Here is a 19347-nt window from a genome sequence, read left to right as displayed (position 1 = left end):
GGCGCGCCATAAGCTTCCGGTCATGAAGGGCGGAAAACGCCCCGTCTTAATGGGAGGTGACGATGAGGCGTCTGCGCGCCGTGCTGCTTGCTGCGTCGCTGCTGGGTTCATTGACGGCGCTTTCGGCCGCGCCCGTGGCCGCACAGGGCATCCCACAGAATATCCCCCGCAAGGAGCTCCTGATCCTGGAGAACCCGGAAGGGACGATCAAGAACGCCGGCTGGTTCAACATCTGGGCGATCAATGCCGGCAGCCAGTCCAACGGCCTGCAGCAGGCGGCGCTCGACACGCTCTGGTACATCGACCCGGAGAAGGGCCTCGACGGCGCCTGGGACAATTCGCTCGCCGCCGACAAGCCGGTCTACAATGCCGACTTCACCGAGATGCAGGTCAAGCTCCGGCGCGGCCTGTTCTGGAGCGACGGCGTCGAGTTCACCTCCGCCGACGTCAAGGCGACGGTCGACATCCAGATCAAGAACCCCGGCATGCGCTTCTCGGCGGTGCTGGCCAATAATGTCGCCTCGGTCGAGACGCCCGATGCGGAGACGGTGATCTTCAAGCTGAAGAAGCCCAATTCGCGCTTCCACACCAATTTCACCGTGCGCTGGGGCGCCATCTGGATCCTGCCGAAGCATGTCTTCGAGAAGGTCGAGGATCCCGCCAAGTTCGACTTCAACAAGCCGGTCTCGCTCGGCGCCTATACGCTGCAATCCTTCGATCCCGACGGGAAATGGTACATCTGGCAGTTGCGTGAGGATTGGCAGCGCACCTCGCTCGGCCGCCATGGCAAGCCGGGCCCGAAATACCTCGCCTATATCGACCCCGGCCCGCCGGACAAGCGCGTCATCGCCCAGCTCAACCATGAGCTCGACGTGATCCACGACATCGCGCCGGAGGGCATGTTCACGCTGGCCAAGCAGGACAAGGGCACGCGTGCCTGGTTCAAGGGCTTCCCCTACGGCCATCCCGATCCGACCCTGCCGGCGGTGATCTTCAACACCCAGAACGAGACCCTGAAGAACCGCGACGTACGCTGGGCGCTGGCGCTGATGATCGACGTCAAGGCGGTGACGATGGCCGCCTACCGCGGCGCCGCCACCATCTCGGCGATCGCCGTGCCGCCGACCGGCATCCATCCCGAGGCCTACCACAAGCCGATGGAGGCCTGGCTCAAGGATTTCGAGATCGACACCGGCACGAGCAAGATCAAGCCCTACGATCCGACGGTCGGCAAGCAGATCGCCGACATGCTGCGGCCGTCGATGGGCGACCAGATTCCGTCCGATCCGGCGGTGATCGCCAATTCCTTCGGCCTAGGCTGGTGGAAGCCAAATGTCGCGGCGGCGGGCGAGCTGCTGACCCGCGCCGGCTTCCGAAAGCAGGGCAACCAGTGGCTGACGCCGGACGGCAAGCCGTTCACCGTCAGGCTGATGGTCGAGGGCGACCTGCGCCCGGTGATGACGCGGGCCGGCACGATGATCGTGCAGCAATGGAAGCAGGCCGGCATCGATGCGCGCATCGACGTGGCGCAGGGCACGCTGCTGACCCGGCGCGCCGCCGGCGATTTCGACGCCTTCATCGGCTGGAGCGTCGAGACCTGGGGCGGGCACCAGGACCTGTCCTACTTCATGGACAGCTGGCACTCGCAATTCGTCGCCCAGCCCGGCCAGCCTCAGCCCCTGCGCAACTGGCAGCGCTGGTCGCATCCCGAGCTCGACAAGATCATCGAGGACATCCGCAAGATCGGTTTCGACGACCCCAAGGGCGTCGAGCTCGGCCGCGACTACGTCAAGCTGATGACGCGCGAAATGCCGATCATCCCGCTGATGGCCTACAACGTCTTCACCGCGATGGATCAGACCTATTGGACGGGTTACCCGACCGCCGACGACCCCTACGCCAATCCGGTCACGAACTGGGGCAACTCCCGCTACATGTTCGTGCGGCTGAAGCCGGCTAAGTGATCCGGCAAGGGCTGCGCCCCGAGGCGCGGCCCACCTTCCTCCCAGCACAATCGCCAGCCGGCGCGCGGCACCTCGCCGCCGGCCAGGTGGAGCTTTCGGGATCGCATGAACGCCTACATCGCCTATCTCGCGAAACGCCTGGTCCAGTTCGTCGTGGTCGTCTTCATCGGCGTCAACCTGGCCTTCGTGATCACGCATGCTTCGCCGATCGACCCGGTCGAGCAGTCGATCTCTGCGGTGACATCCTTCGGCAGCACGGCCCCGGAAGCGATCGCGGCGATGCGCACCTCGCTGCAGGAGCTCTACGGGCTCAAGGGAACGCTGGGCGAGCAGTACCTCACCTTCTGGAGCCGGGTGCTGCGCGGTGACTTCGGGCCCTCGCTCTCCGCCTTCCCGACACCTGTCTCCGCGCTGATCGGCCGGGCGCTGCCCTGGACCGCCGGGCTGCTGATCGTCTCGACGGTGATCACCTGGGTGCTGGGCAACCTGCTCGGCGGGCTCGCCGGCTACTACCAGCGCAATCGCACGCTGAAGCTGATGGGCGTGGTCGCCATGGGCGTCCACCCGATCCCCTACTACATCGTCGCCCTGCTGCTGCTCATCGTCTTCGGCTTCCTCTGGCCGGTGCTGCCGATCACCGGCGGCTCGGCGATGAACCTGCAGCAGGGCTGGAACTGGTCCTTCGTCTCGAGCGTCCTGCTGCACTCGATCCTGCCGGCCCTGTCGCTCATCCTGATCGGGCTCGGCAGCTGGTTCCTCGGCATGCGCTCGCTGGTGTCGAACATCGTGACCGAGGACTACGTCGTCTATGCCGAGATCGCCGGGCTCGACAGCCGCCGCGTGCTCGGCTCCTACGTCATGCGCAATGCGCTGGCGCCGCAGGTCACCGGGCTCGCCATGTCGCTCGGCGGCATCTTCAACGGGGCGGTGATCACCGAGAAGGTCTTCGGCTATCCCGGCGTCGGCACGCTCCTGGTCGATGCGGTCTATGCCGGTGACTACGGCCTCGTGCTCGGCGTCACCACCGTCTCGATCATCGCGGTCTCGGTCGGCGTCCTCGTCATCGACCTGCTCTATCCGCTGATCGACCCGCGCGTGGAGCTGCGCTGATGCTGGCGATCCTGCGCGACCTCATCCGCTACAATCTCGAATTCAGGATCGGGCTCGTCCTCGTCTCGATCGTGGTGGTGATGGCCGGGCTCTCCTTCGTCTCGCCCTATCCGCCGGGCGAGGTCTATGTCGTGCCGCCGGACGTGCCGCCCTCGGCCGCCCACTGGCTGGGCACGACCTCGCGCGGGCAGGACGTCTTCTGGCAGCTCACCTTCGCCATCCGCAACACGCTGAGCTTCGGCATCATGGTCGCGGTGCTGTCGCGGATCATCGCGCTCGTGGTCGGCCTGCTCGCCGGCTACAGCGGCGGCTGGATCGACCGCGTGCTGATGTCGATCAACGACACCTTCATCATCATCCCGCTCTTCCCGATCCTGATCCTGTTCTACTTCGTGCTGCGCGACTCGATGTCGACGCCGCTGCTCGCAACCATCATGGCCTGCCTCGGCTGGGCCTATGACGCCCGCCTGATCCGCTCGGTCGCGCTGTCGCTGAAGACGCGCGAGTTCACCCAGACCAGCATCTTCTCGGGGATGAAGACGCACGAGATCCTGGCGCGCGAGCATCTGCCCTATGTGATGCCGATCGTGTTCTCGACGACGATGAACAACATGAACTGGTCGATCGGCATCGAGGTCACCCTCGCCGTCCTCGGCTTCACCGACATCAACGCACCGACCATCGGCGGGATGATCTATTGGGCGAACCAGCACACGGCGCTGGTGGCCGGCATCTGGTGGTGGATCGCCTTTCCGATCGCGCTGGTGGTGATGACCTTCGTCGGGCTCTTCCTGCTCGCGGTCTCGATGAACGAGTATATCGACCCGCGCAGCCGCCTGGCGCGGATGGGGGGCGGCCGATGAGCGCGGCGCCCGACCAGACGCCGGTGCTGCAAGTCCACGATCTGCAGGCGCATTTCCGCACCCGCTATTTCGGCGTCAATCGCGAGGTGAGGGCCGTGGACGGCGTGACCTTCGACGTCCGCCGCAACGAGATCTACGGGCTCGCCGGCGAATCCAGCTCTGGCAAGACGACGCTGGTCAAGACCATTGCGGGGCTGCTGAAGCCGCCGCTGGAGATGGTCGGCGGCTCGGCCCGCTTCTCCTTCCTGCCGGAGTGGGATGCGATCGGGCGCGCGCCGCCCGAGGTGGTCCGCCGCATCCGCTGGCGGCACCTGTCCTACATCATGCAGGGCTCGATGAACGTGCTGAACCCGCTCCGGCGGATCAGGCACAGCTTCCGCGACTTCGCCTGGCGCCATCTCGGCGGCAGCAAGAGCGAGTTTGACGCCAGGGCGGCCGCGCATCTGGAGCGCGTCAAGCTCGACCCGTTGGTACTCGCAGCCTATCCGCACGAGCTTTCCGGCGGCATGCGCCAGCGCGTCACCATCGCGCTGGCGACGATCTGCAAGCCCGAATTCGTCATTGCCGACGAGCCGACGACCGCGCTCGACGTGATCGTGCAGAAGGACGTGCTCGGCATGATCCGCTCGATCCAGCAGGAGATGGGCTCGAGCGTCCTGTTCATCACCCACGACATGGGCGTCCACGCGGCGCTGACCGACAGGCTTGGCATCATGTATGCGGGCCGCCTGGTCGAGGACGGCGAGACGCCGGAGATCTTCGAGCGGCCGCTACACCCCTATACCCGGCATCTGATCGCGAGCCTGCCGCGCATCGGCGACGTGAAGCAGCGCGAGGGGCTGGAAGGCACCCCGCCCAGTCTCGCCGCGCCGCCGCCGGGCTGCCGTTTCCACCCGCGCTGCCCGCTCGCCATGCCGGTGTGCGCGACGACGGTGCCCGCGATGGTCGAGACGCTGCCCGGCCACCGCGCCGCCTGCCATGCGGTCAATCCGGGGGCGGCGGCATGAGCGCGCTCCTCGAACTCGACAAGGTCGGCAAGACCTTCGCGCGCGGCGGGCTGTTCTCGTCGCGGCGCGTCGAGGCGGTCAAGGAGGTCAGCTTCGCGCTGCGGGACGAGACGCCGGAGATCTTCACGGTGATCGGCGAGTCCGGCTCGGGCAAGTCGACGCTGGCGCGCATGATCCTCGGTATCCATGCGCCGAGCTCCGGCTCAATCAGGCTCGCCGGGCAGGATGTCGCAACCTACGAGCGGCGCGCCTTCATGGCCAAGGTGCAGCCGATCTTCCAGAATCCGTTCGAGGCCTTCAACCCGCTGAAGCAGCTCGATCGCTACCTGTTCATGACGGCTGAACGCTTCGGCGAGGCCACCGACCGCAAGGCGGCGGAGAGCCGGGCCGACGAGGCGCTGAAGCAGGTCGGCCTCTCGCTGGCCGAGATCGCCGGGCGGTTTCCGCATGAGCTGTCCGGCGGCCAGCTCCAGCGGGTCGCGATCGCCCGCGCGCTCGTCGCCAGGCCCAGGCTGATCGTCGCCGACGAGCCGGTCTCGATGGTCGACGCTTCGCTCCGCATGTCGATCGTCAACCTGTTCGGACGACTGCGCGACGAACTCGGCCTGTCGATCATCTACATCACCCACGACCTCGCCACCGCATACTACATCAGCGACCGGCTGATCATCATGCAGAAGGGCGTCGTGGTCGAAGAAGGGCCGGCCCGCGCCGTGCTCTCGGCCCCCTCGCATCCTTATTCCCGCCAGCTCCGCGACGCCGTGCTCACGCCCGACAGCGCCGGAGCCTTCCGCGGCGGATATCCGCCCAAAGCCGTTCCAGCCTCCGGAGCCAAGCCATGAGACAAGCCAGCATCACCTTCGACCGTGCCTTCGCCATCGGCGACACCGATCCGCGGCTCTTTGGAGCCTTCGTCGAGCATCTCGGCCGCTGCGTCTATGGCGGCATCTACGAGCCCGGCCATCCGACCGCCGACAAGCGCGGATTCCGCAAGGACGTGCTCGACCTCGTCAAGGAGCTCGGCCCGACGATCATGCGCTATCCCGGCGGCAATTTCGTCTCGGGTTACAACTGGGAAGATGGCGTCGGTCCGGTCAAGGACCGCCCGGCAAGGCTCGACCTCGCCTGGTTCACCACGGAGCCGAACACCTTCGGGACCAACGAGTTCGTCGACTGGTGCCGCGCCGCGAAGATCGAGCCGATGCTCGCCGTCAACCTCGGCACGCGCGACGGCGACGCGGCGCGCAACCTCGTCGAATACTGCAACCATCCCGGCGGCACCGCCTGGTCGGACCTGCGCATAAAGCACGGCTGGAAGAAGCCGCACGACATCAAGTTCTGGTGCCTCGGCAACGAGGTCGACGGTCCCTGGCAGATGGAGCACAAGACCGCGACCGAATACGGCCGCGTCGCCCATGAAGCCGCGAAGATGATGCGCTGGATCGACCCGTCGATCGAGCTGGCCGCCTGCGGCTCATCCGGACGCAACATGCCGACCTATGGCCGCTGGGAGGACGAGGTTCTCGAGCACACCTTCGACCAGGTCGAGTTCATCTCGCTGCACACCTATTTCAACAATTATGCCGCCGACACCAAGGCCTTCCTGGCCAGCCCCGACCTGATGGATCAGTTCATCGAGGAGGTCGTCGCGATCTCGGATGCGGTCGCGGCGCGCCGGCGCTCCGACAAGCGGATCATGCTGAGCTTCGACGAATGGAATGTCTGGTACCGGACGCGGCGCGTGCGGGCGGACCGCGTCAAGGAGGGGTGGCCGGTGGCGCCGCCGATCCTGGAGGAGATCTATTCGATGGAGGACGCGCTCGTCTTCGGCGGCGCCTGCATCTCGCTGCTGAACCATGCCGACCGGGTCAAGGCGGCCTGCCTCGCCCAGCTTGTCAACGTCATCGCGCCGATCATGACCGAGACCGGCGGGCCGGCCTGGCGACAGACGATCTTCTGGCCCTTTGCCCAGATGAGCCGGCTCGGCCGCGGCAGCGTGCTGAAGGCGATCGTCAAGTCCGAGAGCTACCAGGCCGACTATTACGACCCGCGCGGCAAGCAGGACCTCTACTACCCGATCGACGCGCCCTATCTGAAGGCCTCGGTCGTCGCCGACGACAAGGGCGTCTCGCTTTTCCTGCTCAACCGCGATCTGGAGCAGCCCGTCACGGTGACGCTCGATGCCCGAGGCTTCGGCAAGCTCAAGGTCGCGGAGGCGACCGAGCTGCGCCATGCCGACCTGAAGGCCGTCAACAGCAAGAAGGAGCCACTCAAGGTCAAGCCCGCGACCTTGAAGGGTATCTCGGCGAAGGCGAACGGGATCTCGCTGGAGTTGCAGCCGGCTTCGTGGAATGTGATCAGACTGGAAGGCTAGGAGCACGCGTCTTCACCACGATGGACGAGAGCCCACCAAGATCGCAGCGCGGTCGCCGGGATCCCGGCGGAGGTGGTCCCGTGCCGGGCGCGGAGGCCCGGCGTGACCGCAGCTTCCTCGTCGTCAATGCCGATCGCCAGTATCAGGTGCTGCGCGGCCTGGCCTCCCCGGTCAGGCTGCGCATCCTGCGGCTGCTCAACCGCCACGGCCCCAAGAACATAAACCAGATCGCCGAGGTGCTCGGCCTGCCGCAATCGACGATCGTGACCAATGTCCAGGTGCTGGAGGAGGCCGAGCTGATCTCGACCTCGCTCGGCAAGGCCGCCAAGGGCCAGCAGAAGGTCTGCGCGGCGCGCTATGCCGAGATCGTCGTCAATCTAGACCCGGAGGATCCGAGCCGCGAGCGCAACGTCGTCGAGGTCGAGATGCCGCTCGGGCTCTACACCAGCTCGAACGTCTCGGCGCCCTGCGGGCTCTGCTCGACCGAGCGTATCCTCGGCGTGCTCGACGTGCCCGAGCTCTTCCTCGATCCGCGCCGGGTCCAGGCAGGGCTGATCTGGTTCGGTCGCGGCTATGTCGAGTACAAATTCCCGAACAATGCCAAGGTCCTGAACCAGGCGATCACCGCTCTCGAATTCGAGATGGAGATGTCGTCCGAGGTGCCGGGGACCAATGCCGACTGGCCGTCCGACATCAGCCTCTGGGTCAATGGCCGCAAGATCGGCACCTGGACCTGCCCTGGCGACTACGGTGACCGCCGAGGGATCTACACGCCGCATTGGTGGAAGCTCGAAGGCTCGCAATACGGCATCCTGACGACCTGGCGCATCACGGCGGACGGCACCTATCTCGGCGAGCGTCGGCTTAGCGATGTCGCCACCACGGATCTCGATCTCGACCTCCACCACTCGATCAAGGTGCGCATCGGCATCGACGAAAAGGAGGGCCGCCCGGGGGGAGTCAATATTTTCGGCCGCGGCTTCGGCAACCACAACCAGGACATCAAGATGCGGCTGCATCTGGAAGGGATGAAGGCCTTGCCGCACGTTCCGATCTGAGATGTGCCTCATGCCGGACATCGTCGAGGCCAACCGCTGTGGCCGGATCATGGGCCGATGCATGAAACCGGGCACCGGCCCTACGCGCGTCAACCGATATGGCGGTCGAGCGTCACGAGCGTCACGACCTCGGCAATTTGGGACAGGCCGGCGAGCGCCTTGCGGACAGCCTCGATCGAATCGATCGAATCGCCATCGGCACGAACGATCATGTCGTACTGGCCGGCAATGGAATGCAGGCAGACGATGCCGGGAACGCGCCGCAGCACGGGAAGCAGCTGGCTGCACGTGAAGCCCGGTCGCAGCTTGGCGAGGAAGTGGGCGCTCTGGCGCTGGCTTGGCTCCCCCTCGACAATGGTGAAGCTCTTGATTGCGCCGGACGCGCGCAGGCGCTCGATCCGTTCCTGGACGGTGCTGCGCGACAGCTGCACTTCGCGCGCCAACGCCACCGCCGAGCGACGAGCGTCGCGCCGCAGTGCGGACAGCAGCATGCGGTCCTTGTCGTCCATGTCGTCCCTCGCCCCAGGCCCGGCAGATCGCTTGTCCGCCCGACATCATGCCGACTGCATCCGGCGCGGTGTCGCGGCATCTCTGCCATGAGGAGGATGCGCGATGACACTCGATCTGGACAATGCCGTATTGCTGCCGGTGGACATGCAGCAGGCTTTCGACTCCGCGCCATGGCCGCGGCGGTGGAATCAGGACCTCGACCGCAATGGCCTGCGTCTTCTGGATATCTTCCGCCAGGCCGGCCGCCCTATCATTCACGTCCGGCATGCCTCGGTCGAGCCGAACTCGACCTTGCGACCCGAAGCACCGGGGCATGCCTATCGCGACGGGTTCGGCCCGCAGCAGGGCGAGGCGGAAATCGTCAAGAGCGTCAACTCCGCTTTCATTGGCACGGACCTGGACCTGCAGCTGCGGCGTCTCGGCGCCAGGAGCATCGTGACGTTCGGCGTTTCCACCGACATGTGCGTCTCGACCACGATCCGCACAGGCGCCAATATGGGTTGGCGCATGGTCCTGGTCGCCGACGCCTGCGACTGCTTCGATCTTCCCGACGGAAGCGGCGGAACACTGCCGGCCGAAACGGTGCATGCCGTCCATCTGGCGACGCTACGCGCCGAGTTCTGCAAGGTGGTGAGCGTGCAAGACATGGCCGTCTGACGCCAGTCTGCCCGCAGCACCCGAAGCCGGGCCGGCGCGATCATTCGACAGGACGGCCGGCGGGTGACACGGGCCGCATTGCGGCGATGCGCGCAAGGCGCCGGCGGCTTGTCGAGGCATGCAAGCCCTTGACGGTGGACGGCATCGCCGGCCTCATCGCACATCTGCTGGACCGTGCCGGCGCGCGGAACCTTGACCGGATCGAGGAGGGCCCGATGCGGCAGGGCTTGCGTCCGTCGCCATCGCGCGGATGACGAAACAGGCGAATGGAGACCAGATGTCCGAAGGCGCGATAGGCGAACGTGTGCGTGTCAGTGAACTCTGGATCTATCCGGTCAAGGGTCTGCGTGGGATCAGGCTAGAGACGGCGGACCTGGAGCCGTGGGGCCTGCGGGACGACCGCCGTTTCATGATCGTCGATGCGAATGACCGCTTCCTGACCCAGCGCGAGGAGCCGCGGCTCGCCATGATTTCGGCGACGCTCTCCGATGGCAAGCTGCTCCTGCAGTCGGCGGCATCGCAGCAACCGGCCATCGAGGTCGCGAGGCCAACAGCAGGGGCGACACACCGCGTCAGCGTCGTGATCTGGCGTGACATGGTCAGTGCCGTTCAGGTCTCTCCGGAGGCCGACCGTTGGCTGAGCGCGGTCGTGGGGCGCGCCTGTCGCCTCGTCTACATGGATCGGCCGGAGCAGGCGCGGCCGGTCGATGCGGCATTCGGACGAGCCGAAGACCGCGTCAGCTTCGCCGACGGCTTTCCGCTGCTCGTGACCAACCGGGCCTCACAACTGGCGCTGGCGGCCATGCCCGGCTGTGCCGATGTGACGATGCAGCGCTTCCGTCCGAACGTCGTCGTCGAGGGGCCGGCGGCCTGGGCGGAAGATCATTGGCGGATGCTGACCGGGGCCGGCATCGGTCTGCGCATCGTCAAGCCTTGCGCGCGTTGCGTGGTGACCACCATCGATCAGGAGACCGCTGTCAAATCGCCTGAGGCCGAGCCCTTGCGCAGCATGGCGACCTTCCGCAGGGACGGCAGCGGGAAGGTGATCTTCGGTCAGAATGCGATTCCGGACGGGACCGGGCGCCTCTCCGTCGGCGATGTGTTCGTCGTCGGATCTTGACCGGACCCGCGATCAGCCGCGCTTCAGGTCGGCGAGGACGCGCGCGAAGGCTGCCTGAGCGCGCGCCTTGGCGCGCGGATCGCCGAGCAGCTTGGTTGCATGCTGATAGGCCAGCGCGGCGCCCAGGATCTCGAAGACGGCCTGCTGCGGATCGACATCGTCCCGGAAGACACCGGATGCGACACCTTCGCTGATGATGGAGCCCAGGAATTCGCGCCAGTCGAGCTGGGACGCCACCAGCCTGTCGCGGACGAGACCTGGCCGGTCGTCGAACTCCTGCGCTGCCGTCATGAAGAGGCAGCCGCCATCGTCCTGCTCTCCTCTGATCCAGACCAGATAGCGTTCGAACAGCGACCGCAGGCGCCTGTCGGGCGCCTCGCGCCGCGTGCCGGCGGCGATCACCTCGCGCTTGAAGCGCCTGATCGCTTCCTCGAGAATGTTGAGCTGCAGCGCCTCCTTGGATTTGAAGTGCGCGAAAAGCCCGCTTTTCGTCAGCTCGAGCTTTGTCGCCAGGGGGCCGAGCGACAGCCCTTCGAGGCCGATCCGCGACGCCTGCCGCAGACCCTCGTCGACAATCGCCGCGCGCGTCGTTTCACCCTTGCTCATGCCCAAAATTTAGCACGAACGATCATAAAAGAAAATGTTGCCGGAGCGTGCCGCCGATATAATGTGTATCTACACTATAAGCTCCTGCTGTGATCCCAGCCTTGGAGCGGCGCCGACCGTATCGGCGGGACACGATGCCGAAGGTACTCCATGATGCTAGACGCCGTATGGACTGTGCTTCTTGTCGCATGCTGGCCGGTCGCCGTCGTACTGATCGTGTCGGGGCTGCCGGAGAGACGTCATAGGGGCATAGCGGTCGCCGGCCTGCTCGCCATCTGGTTCGCGATGACCGCCGCGACGCGCGTACCAGGCATCGCCGCACTACCCGACGGCGCCTTGGGAATATTGCTGCCGGTCCTGATCGGCAGCGCCATGCTGGCGGCGACCCGCGCAGGGCGCACCATCGTCGCCGAACTGTCGCTGGCGCCGCTGATAGCGCTTCATGTCGCCCGGTTCGCGGGCGGAGGCTTCCTGCTCCTTCATGAAGCGGGCCGCCTGTCGAACCCGTTCGCGGCCTATGCCGGCTGGGGCGACATCCTGGCGGCAGGCCTGGCCATCCCGACCGCGGTCTTCGCCGCAAGACGCCTACGCGGCTGGCTTCCCCTCACCCTGATCTGGAACATCGTCGGCTTCGCTGACTTCTGCTCTGCGATCTTCTTCGCCACCACCTCGCAGCCGGGCTCGCCCCTGCGCCTCTTCCATGAGCCGCCGGGCACCGCAGTCATCATGGACCTGCCATGGCGTTTCATTCCGGGCTTCTACGTGCCTGTCCTCCTCCTGATCCATGTCGCGATTTTCCTTCATCTGCGGCATGTCGTGCGCAGTCGTCGATCCGCTGAATCATCCCAGTAAAGGCATGGTCGACCAGGCCTCGCGATCAGCCTCGGCTGCACGGCACTGGCGCCAGCGATCCATGCCGTCTCGTAGAATGAGGCGGCCCGGTCTGAGATCTCGGCGGCTCCTCGACCAGCCGTGGAAAGCCGTGCTTCGTGCTGCGACACCCTATCGGCCGGCCTGCGGCGACACCGCCTGCCCGCGGCAAACGACATTGGCGGTTTTGAAACGCCTTTTGACGGCCCGCCGGCATCGCGGTGGCTTATGGATTGACGCCCGATCGTGGCGTCTGCAGCGGAGCATCCATGTCGACCGGCAATGGCAGAATCTTTGAGTACTCCGACGGCGGTGAACTCTTTGAGGGGTATGTCGTCGAGCCTGACGTGAGCCTGGGCGGCCAAAGACCTTGCGTCCTCGTTCTTCACGACTGGAGCGGCGTCAACAGCGGCATGCACGAGGTCGCCGAGCGCGTGGCCGGCCTCGGCTATGTCGCCTTTGCCGCGGACGTGTACGGCAAGGGCCGGCGCGGCGGCGAAACGGACGACAACAGCAGCCTGATGAACCCGCTTGTCGGCGATCGCGCGTTGCTGCGCCGGCGCCTCCTCGCCAGCCTTCGCGCTGCCTGCCAGCACCCCCGCGTCGATGGCGACCGCATCGGCGCCGTCGGCTACTGCTTCGGCGGACTATGTGCGCTGGATCTCGCCAGGGCTGTTCCGGCTGGCCTTCGTGGCGTCGTGAGTGTCCACGGCGTGCTGGCCCCGCCTCAGCTTGGGCCGCAGGCCGACATCAAGGCGAGCATCCTGCTGCTGCACGGGTGGGAAGATCCGTTTGCTCCCCCGGCTCACATCGAGGCGTTCGCCCGTGAATTCACCGATGCCAAGGCTGACTGGCAGGTGCATGCCTATGGGCACGCCATGCACGCATTCTCGTTTGAGCGCGCCGCAAAGCCGGAGCAAGGCATCGCCTATGACGCAGCCGCGGCGCGGCGTTCCTGGCAGGCGATGCAGGACTTCTTCGGGGAAATCTTCGCCGGCTCCTAGGCGGGGTGTGCTCTCGATAGCGTCAAGGATCGGGCCGAACTGCGAGTTCTGCGGCAAGGACCTGGCGTTCGACGCGACGCATACCTTCCAAAGCACCTGTCGAATGCGCTGTCTGCGCGGATTGCCGTGTTCGATCGACCCCGCCTGATCGCGCGCCCATCGTCGCGCAGTCGTGGCGCATCGGGCATATCCCGCCGGAGGAGCAGTGTCTCGCGCCTGCACGCTAGCAATCGAGATGCTGGACCGAGCTGACATAGTGCATAAAGTCGGGTATTGCCGACCGGATCACCAGTTCGGCAGGCGGATGCGAGGCGGTTTGCCTGGATGGCGGGCGTGGCTCCTCGGCCATCCAGCCCTTCTCCAGCCAATCGCCATAGGGAACGAACGTCCCTGGCCCGCGCGCCGCAGCCCGCCTCATCGCCGCGCCGGTGTTGAATGCGGTGACGAAGGCATCGGCACGATAGGATTGCGCCAGAGCTTCGCCATCAAGCTCGATCAGAACCTGTGGACCTTTCAGGGCCCGCAGATGTCGACGCAGGCGTGCTGTATCGAGCCAGAAATAAACTCCGCGATTGATGAGCGCGTACCAGTCGGAGCTGCTCAGCCCCCCGACCAGGCAGCGATCGAGAGCGGCCGGCGGCATCGGTTCCTGATCGCGCAATCTCACGCCGGAAGGCAGGAGCGTCTCGCCTCGCCTGCGCTGGCTGCGAAGGAGCGCTTCACTGTGGCTGCCATGAGCCCGCCTGACGAGCATATCCGCCGGTAGCAGCCCTTCGGCCTGGACCGCGGCCCAATTGGCGCGATCGACGATGTGGTAGATGCACGCAAGCCGTCGCCTCGTCACCGTAAAAGCCTCCCGGGTCTCTCCGTCTCGATATTAGCACGATCGTTCGATTTATAAAATCAGGTCAGGCGACGCTGTATGCTTGAAAATAGGGGCTTTCAAGACAATTTACAATATGACCGATCGTGCTATTAACAATATTCAATCATGGTGTAGGAGAGGCCGATATGTGCGAAGTCATCATCATTCTCGCGGGCTTTGCGCTGGAGCCGATCGCCGCGATCATGCCTTCGTCCGAGCCGCCATCACGGTCATCGCAGTCGACTGCGGCGCCAGGCAGCAGCCTTTCGGCATACGCGCCGCCGCGCCGCGTACGCGCGTCTCGCCCCTGAGCAAGCCAACGGAGGAGATAGCCAAGATGCTTCCGAGCGCCGGATGCGCGAGGCGGCAGAGCTGCATCACACCGGCGACGATCGCCCATCTCCATGTTGAAGGACATGACGCAGGCGCGAACGATTTGGGCCCGCCGTTACGCCCTTCAGGGCCGGAAACTCTGCCTTCAGCCGCTGTTCGAGAAAGAGAGCTCACGCATCATGACAACCGCAATGGGCATACCAAAAGAACGGACGGTCGGTCCTGTCGGCGGTAGCGAGCACGTCGTCATCGATACCATGACGGGCCAGACCGGGAGCTATGCCGACTGGGTCGCCGCGTTCGCGGAACGATGGGCTGATGCCAAGGCCAATCTGGACCGGTTCATGCAAATCCTCGGTCCGGACATCGTCCTGAAGGCGCCCGGCCTGCGGACCACGCGCGGCCGTGCGGCCGGCTACCGAGCCTTCGCCGGCACCTTCGCGGCGCTGCCCGATCTGACAGGGAAAGTCCTGCGCTGGAGCGCCAGCGAGGATGTCCTGTTCATCGAGATGACCTTCTCGGCGACGATCGGACGCCAGCTCATCTCCTGGAACGACGTCGACCGGATCCGCTTCGAAAACGGAGTCGCCGTCGAGCGCGTCGCCTATTTCGACCCGTCGCGCATCCGGCGCGCTTATCTCGGCAGCTTCGCCGGCTGGCGTCAGCTCTGGCGCATCCGGCGTATCCGGTAAGGCAGCGAGGGCAGTGGTTGCCCGCCGCGATCGCGCAGCGCATAGGACCAGGGACCGCGCGATCCCTCGATCCGGCGTCGCGTGAGACAGGCGCTCCCGACCGAGGCGCCGGAGCGTCGGAAGGCCTCGCATGCACCGTCAGGGGCGGCTTGCCCGATCGGGCGCACGCCTTCGCTCAATGGAAATAGGAGGCGCCATTGATGTCGATCGTCGCACCCGTGGCGTGTCGCGCGAGCCCGGATGCCAGAAATGCGATGACGTTCGCGACGGCGTCCGGCGTGCACATCTCTCCGAGAGGCACGTCGCGAAGCATGTCTGCTTCGCCGCGCGTCGCGATGACGGCCTCCTGCCGCTCCGTCCGAACGAACCCCGGCGCGACGATATAGGCCGTTATTCCGTCGGCCGCGAAATTCTTGGCGATGCTTCTCGTCAGGGCGACCAGTGCACCTTTCGACGCGGCGTAGTGCATCAGGTGGGTTTCGTCACCGCGAAACGCCGCCCGGCTGGCGACAGCGACGATCGAGCCGCCCCCGATCAGGAAATGCGGCAGGGCGGCACGGTAGAGATCAGCGATCGCACGCACGTTGACCTGCATCGTATCCGCCCAGACCCGGTCCCATTGCTCGTCGGCCGCGTCCAGCATCAGCGGCGCAACGAGGGCCGCATTGCAGACCAGGAGGTCGATCCTGCCGAATGCCTCGACCGACGCCCTCCACAGCTCGGCTGCGGCACCGCGGCGCCGCAGATCCGCGCGAACCAGGGCGCACGAATCCGAACCGATGTCGGCTGCGAGCCTCTCCGCCTCGGCCTCTCCGCTCGAATAATGCAAGACGACCTTGGCGCCCGAACGCGCGAGCAGGCGTATGCTGGCGGCGCCTATGCCCTTGGAGCCGCCGGTAACGAGCGCAATCTTGCCGGTGAGGTCGACGAGCATGCTGTCGAAAATCCCTTCGCAAACGAGGGAATGAACCGAGGGCGCCCTCCCAATTCCTGGCGATGCGCCGACGGGAAGATGCCCGGCCGGGTGATGTCGGCCAGGGATCGAGGCGGATCAGCCTGTGTGCGAGCCGGGCCTCGGCCTGTCGGCCCCGTGAGATTGCAGCTGTTCGGGCTCGCCGCTCTCGTCACCGCCGCCGGAGGCCAGGATCACGCCGGCTTGGCGCGGAGCGCCGCGGTTGAGGCGAAGATCGAAGATATCGGGGCGGGCGTAATGCCCGGCGATGTCGTTGACCGCCTTCGCCGCCCGCACGTTGCGCAGATCGATGCGCGCGGTCAGGACCGTCTCCTCGCCGCTGGGCGCAAGCGCGACGATCTCGCCGCGCGGGTCGATGATCGCGCTGTCGCCGGTATAGGTGAAATTGACGAGCTCCTTGTAGCGCTCCGGCATATCCGAGGGTTTCAGCAATCCGCCGGCGCAGATCACATAGCAGGCCGCCTGGGCCGCGAAGGCCCGGGAGAGCAGATGCTGCCGCGGCCATTGCGGGTTCGGCGCATCCGGCGCCGCCGCGAGCTCGCGGCCGGGCCAGGCTCCGACGTGAATCTGCGTCCCGCCCGCGACAAGCGCAAAGCCGGGCAACATCATGTTGTGCTCCCAGCAGTTCAGCCCGCTGATGCGACCGTAGGGGCGCTGATGCACCACCAGGCCTTGGGCGTCGCCCTGCCCCCAGGCGACGCGCTCATAGGCCGTCGGCCGCAGCTTGCGGTGGCGCCCGAGAATGACGCCTTCGCGACCGATGAACAGCAGCGTGGCGTAGACGGTGCCCTGGGTCTGCGTATCCAGTTCGACGACGCCGATCACGACATCGGTGTCAGCCTCCCGTGCCGCCTTGCACAGCCGGTCGGTCTCCGGTCCCGGGATCGCGATCGCCTGATCGAGATACGCCTCGGCGGCATCCCACCAGCCTGGTGTCGATTGCGGCCGCCAGGCGAAGCCTGGATAGCCGGGCAGCCAGGTCTCTCCGAAGCCGGCCAGAACCGCGCCCTGGGCGCCGGCCTCCGCGATCAGCCGGCAGGCCTTGGCGGTCGAGGCCTCGCGATCGAAATAGACGGGGGTGGCCTGGATTGCGGCGACAATGATGGAGCTGGCGCTGGGCATGGGCGTGTCATCCCGATTGAAGGTCATGCGCGCGGGGCGGCGAATTGCGGAACTGCTCTAGCGCGGCAGGAAGCTGCGGATGCGGTCGAGATACCAGCCGGGGAACCCGAGCGCGGTCGCGGGCTCGAGGAGGTTGGTCACGTATTGCGCCTCGGCTTGCCCAGGCTCGAGCTTGGGCAGGAGGTAGCAGAGTGCCGCCCGCTCGCGGCCTTCGCGATCGCGTGCCAGCACGGGATACGGATAATACTTCGCCTTCAGCTGGCCATAGACGTGCTCGATCTCGTCATGCGTCAGCAAGAGAAGGAGCCCGTACGCTGCCTGCCGGTCGTTGCGGACGAGGTTCATCAGCGGCGAAATCTGCAGTTCATAGCCAGGCAGCATGGCAACGTCCTGCGCCGCAGGCGCCATCCCGAGCTGCTGCATCACCTTCGGATTGATGAGGCCGCCATAGTAGAAGCCCCAGACGCGTTCCGGCTTGTCGCCGGCGGATCCGCTCGTCACGTCATCTCTCCTTTCGACGCTCTCGTCCGCAACCGATATGCGCGGCGGGCCTCGATCGGAAAGTGGCAGTACTGACAATGACCGCAAGAATCCTGCCAGACGCTGGAGCGGGCGACCAGGGCTGGCGGGAACCGCCGCTACATGATCGATTGCCGGGCGGACGGGAGGCCTGCGAGGTTGCGTTCGGTGCCGAACCGACGCCTGTACTCGGTCGGCCCGATCCCGACCGACTTGCGGAAATGCATCCGCATCGTCGCGGCACTGCCGAATCCGGCTGTCGCTGCAATCTCCTCTACCGGCAGAGACGGCCCTTCCAGCATCTGCTTTGCGGCCGCTAACCGCTCCTCGAGCAGCCAGGCGGCCGGTGTCAGGCCTGTCATCTCCTTGAAGCGCCGCAGGAAGGTGCGTTCGCTCATCGCAGCTTGCTCGGCCAGATCCGCAACGGTCATGGTCTGGTTCAGCCGCGCCCGCATGGCGTCGAGCAGGAAGGTCAGCTTTCCGTTGGGCCGCCTGGGAACGGGTCGCTCGATGAACTGGGCTTGCCCGCCGTCGCGATGAGCCGGCATGACCAGTCGCCGGGCGACGCTGTTGGCGGCGTCCGCACCGAAATCGCGTCGAACGATGTGCAGGAGAAGGTCGATGCCGGCCGCGCTGCCTGCTGATGTCAGGACGTTGCCTTCGTCGACATAGAGCACTTCCGGGATCAGCGTCACCTTGGGAAATGCTGCCTTGAAAGCATCAGCGTAGCGCCAATGTGTCGTGGCGCTGCGCCCGTCGAGCAGGCCTGCACCCGCCAGGGCGAAGGCGCCCGAGCAGATCGACACGATCCGCGCGCCCCGTGCGTTCGCCCGCTGCAAGGCCGAGATCAACGCCGGAGGGGGTGCCAGCTGGGTCTTCCAGCCCGGCACGATGATGGTCCCGGCCTCGTCGAGAGCATCGAGCCTGGCAGTGGCGGAAATGAAGATGCCGCCCCCCGCCCGCAGCGGACCATCCTCGATCGCGCATGTCACCATGCGATACCAGTCCTCGCCCATTTCGGGGCGCGCCAGGCCGAAGATCTCGGTCGCTATGCCGTACTCGAAGGTCGCCAGCCCGTCATAGATCAGGACGGCGACGAGGCGATTGGGCTTCTGGTCCAGGTCAGATGCGTTTGGCATGATCGTTACGCTAGTTGGCGATCATGCCAATTGCCACAAGACGACCGCGACTGCAAAACCGGGTTCGCAACAGGGAGAATTCGATGACGACAAACGGTGTGACCCAGATCCCCGCGGCGGCGCCCGAAGATGCCGTCGCCCACTTTTCGGCCGAGTTCACGTTCGAGGCCGATTGCTGGGACGTTCATGATGCGCTGAAATCTGCCGAGCCCGGCTTCGTGCTTCTCGACGTCCGGAGCCCCGACCTTTTCAAGCAGGGGCATGTCGCAGGCGCGATCAACCTTCCGCATGGCAAGCTCATTCCGTCGAAGCTCGAACAGTGGCCGAAGGACACCCTGTTCGTGACCTATTGCGCCGGCCCGCACTGCAACGGTGCCGCGCGGGGCGCCCTTCGGCTGGCCAAGCTCGGCCGCCCGGTCAAGATCATGGCAGGCGGTGTCACCGGGTGGATCGACGAGGGATTCTCACTTGCCCCTGGCGAGTGAGAAACACCCTAAGACAGCATCGTTCGACACGACCTCAAAATTCGATCTTGCCGTCCGGGCGAACGATCGGGCGGCA

General features: G+C 65.9%; 20 protein-coding genes. 13 read left to right on the top strand and 7 right to left on the bottom strand.

Annotation, left to right across the window (positions count from 1 at the left end):
- Nucleotides 1-62 precede the first annotated feature (62 nt).
- From CXY91_RS17305 to CXY91_RS17275, 7 genes are all read left to right on the top strand, one after another.
- Complete coding sequence (locus CXY91_RS17305; RefSeq protein WP_091841745.1) at nt 63-1964, top strand: ABC transporter substrate-binding protein; 1902 nt, start codon at nt 63-65, stop codon at nt 1962-1964.
- Nucleotides 1965-2069: 105 nt separating this feature from the next.
- The gene (locus tag CXY91_RS17300) at nt 2070-3074 is read left to right on the top strand and encodes an ABC transporter permease (RefSeq protein ID WP_091841743.1); all 1005 of its coding nucleotides are present in this window, start codon (nt 2070-2072) and stop codon (nt 3072-3074) included.
- Nucleotides 3074-3937, top strand: coding sequence for an ABC transporter permease (locus tag CXY91_RS17295; RefSeq protein WP_091841740.1), 864 nt, complete (start codon nt 3074-3076; stop codon nt 3935-3937). Before CXY91_RS17300 ends, CXY91_RS17295 begins: the two co-directional genes overlap by 1 nt.
- A complete protein-coding gene (locus CXY91_RS17290; protein ID WP_100962505.1) occupies nt 3934-4944 on the top strand; it encodes an ABC transporter ATP-binding protein in 1011 nt (336 codons plus the stop codon). Before CXY91_RS17295 ends, CXY91_RS17290 begins: the two co-directional genes overlap by 4 nt.
- A complete protein-coding gene (locus tag CXY91_RS17285; protein WP_100962504.1) occupies nt 4941-5786 on the top strand; it encodes an ABC transporter ATP-binding protein in 846 nt (281 codons plus the stop codon). Before CXY91_RS17290 ends, CXY91_RS17285 begins: the two co-directional genes overlap by 4 nt.
- The gene (gene arfA / locus CXY91_RS17280) at nt 5783-7318 is read left to right on the top strand and encodes an arabinosylfuranosidase ArfA (RefSeq protein WP_100962503.1); all 1536 of its coding nucleotides are present in this window, start codon (nt 5783-5785) and stop codon (nt 7316-7318) included. Before CXY91_RS17285 ends, arfA begins: the two co-directional genes overlap by 4 nt.
- An 80-nt stretch (nt 7319-7398) precedes the next feature.
- Complete coding sequence (locus CXY91_RS17275; RefSeq protein WP_425285474.1) at nt 7399-8376, top strand: ArsR/SmtB family transcription factor; 978 nt, start codon at nt 7399-7401, stop codon at nt 8374-8376.
- 89 nt (nt 8377-8465) lie between these two features.
- Here CXY91_RS17275 and CXY91_RS17270 read toward each other — a convergent pair whose 3' ends face one another.
- Nucleotides 8466-8885 (bottom strand): Lrp/AsnC family transcriptional regulator, encoded by a 420-nt coding sequence (locus tag CXY91_RS17270; RefSeq protein ID WP_100962502.1) that lies wholly within the window; start codon nt 8883-8885, stop codon nt 8466-8468.
- A 103-nt stretch (nt 8886-8988) separates the two neighbouring features.
- Here CXY91_RS17270 and CXY91_RS17265 point away from each other — a divergent pair, with 103 nt between their 5' ends.
- Nucleotides 8989-9543, top strand: coding sequence for a cysteine hydrolase family protein (locus CXY91_RS17265; RefSeq protein WP_100962501.1), 555 nt, complete (start codon nt 8989-8991; stop codon nt 9541-9543).
- Between the two features lie 277 nt (nt 9544-9820).
- A complete protein-coding gene (locus CXY91_RS17260) occupies nt 9821-10663 on the top strand; it encodes an MOSC domain-containing protein (RefSeq protein WP_100962500.1) in 843 nt (280 codons plus the stop codon).
- 12 nt (nt 10664-10675) lie between these two features.
- On the opposite strand, the gene CXY91_RS17255 is transcribed toward CXY91_RS17260, so the two are convergent.
- Entirely contained in the window at nt 10676-11269 is a 594-nt protein-coding gene (locus CXY91_RS17255) for a TetR/AcrR family transcriptional regulator (RefSeq protein ID WP_100962499.1), read from the bottom strand.
- Between the two features lie 285 nt (nt 11270-11554).
- On the opposite strand from CXY91_RS17255, the gene CXY91_RS17250 reads away from it, so the two are divergent.
- The gene (locus tag CXY91_RS17250; protein WP_199777483.1) at nt 11555-12121 is read left to right on the top strand and encodes a hypothetical protein; all 567 of its coding nucleotides are present in this window, start codon (nt 11555-11557) and stop codon (nt 12119-12121) included.
- Nucleotides 12122-12408: 287 nt separating this feature from the next.
- Nucleotides 12409-13143, top strand: a complete 735-nt coding sequence (locus tag CXY91_RS17245; protein WP_100962497.1) for a dienelactone hydrolase family protein — start codon at nt 12409-12411, stop codon at nt 13141-13143.
- 223 nt (nt 13144-13366) lie between these two features.
- On the opposite strand, the gene CXY91_RS17240 is transcribed toward CXY91_RS17245, so the two are convergent.
- Nucleotides 13367-13987 (bottom strand): DUF7002 family protein, encoded by a 621-nt coding sequence (locus CXY91_RS17240; protein ID WP_199777482.1) that lies wholly within the window; start codon nt 13985-13987, stop codon nt 13367-13369.
- Between the two features lie 425 nt (nt 13988-14412).
- Between CXY91_RS17240 and CXY91_RS17235 the strand changes: the two genes are divergently transcribed.
- A complete protein-coding gene (locus CXY91_RS17235) occupies nt 14413-15033 on the top strand; it encodes a nuclear transport factor 2 family protein (protein WP_100962496.1) in 621 nt (206 codons plus the stop codon).
- A gap of 175 nt (nt 15034-15208) precedes the next feature.
- Here CXY91_RS17235 and CXY91_RS17230 read toward each other — a convergent pair whose 3' ends face one another.
- The 4 genes from CXY91_RS17230 to ftrA form a co-directional block, all read right to left on the bottom strand.
- On the bottom strand, nt 15209-15967 hold the full coding sequence (locus CXY91_RS17230) for an SDR family NAD(P)-dependent oxidoreductase (RefSeq protein WP_100962495.1): 759 nt from the start codon (nt 15965-15967) through the stop codon (nt 15209-15211).
- A 117-nt stretch (nt 15968-16084) separates the two neighbouring features.
- On the bottom strand, nt 16085-17128 hold the full coding sequence (locus CXY91_RS17225) for a carbon-nitrogen hydrolase family protein (protein ID WP_100962736.1): 1044 nt from the start codon (nt 17126-17128) through the stop codon (nt 16085-16087).
- Between the two features lie 57 nt (nt 17129-17185).
- The gene (locus tag CXY91_RS17220; protein WP_100962494.1) at nt 17186-17629 is read right to left on the bottom strand and encodes a hypothetical protein; all 444 of its coding nucleotides are present in this window, start codon (nt 17627-17629) and stop codon (nt 17186-17188) included.
- Nucleotides 17630-17766: 137 nt separating this feature from the next.
- Nucleotides 17767-18786: a transcriptional regulator FtrA gene (gene ftrA, locus CXY91_RS17215; protein WP_100962493.1), complete on the bottom strand. Its 1020-nt coding sequence runs from the start codon at nt 18784-18786 to the stop codon at nt 17767-17769.
- Between the two features lie 83 nt (nt 18787-18869).
- Here ftrA and CXY91_RS17210 point away from each other — a divergent pair, with 83 nt between their 5' ends.
- Nucleotides 18870-19271 carry a rhodanese-like domain-containing protein gene (locus tag CXY91_RS17210; protein WP_199777494.1) on the top strand — a complete coding sequence of 134 codons (402 nt, stop codon included), beginning with the start codon at nt 18870-18872 and terminating at the stop codon, nt 19269-19271.
- The last annotated feature ends 76 nt before the right edge of the window (nt 19272-19347 follow it).

This window comes from Allobosea sp. FBZP-16 (assembly GCF_002831785.1).
GTDB lineage: Bacteria > Pseudomonadota > Alphaproteobacteria > Rhizobiales > Beijerinckiaceae > Allobosea > Allobosea lupini.
The sequence above is the reverse complement of the archived record's forward strand: the minus strand, read 5'-3'. Positions and strand labels throughout refer to the sequence as shown.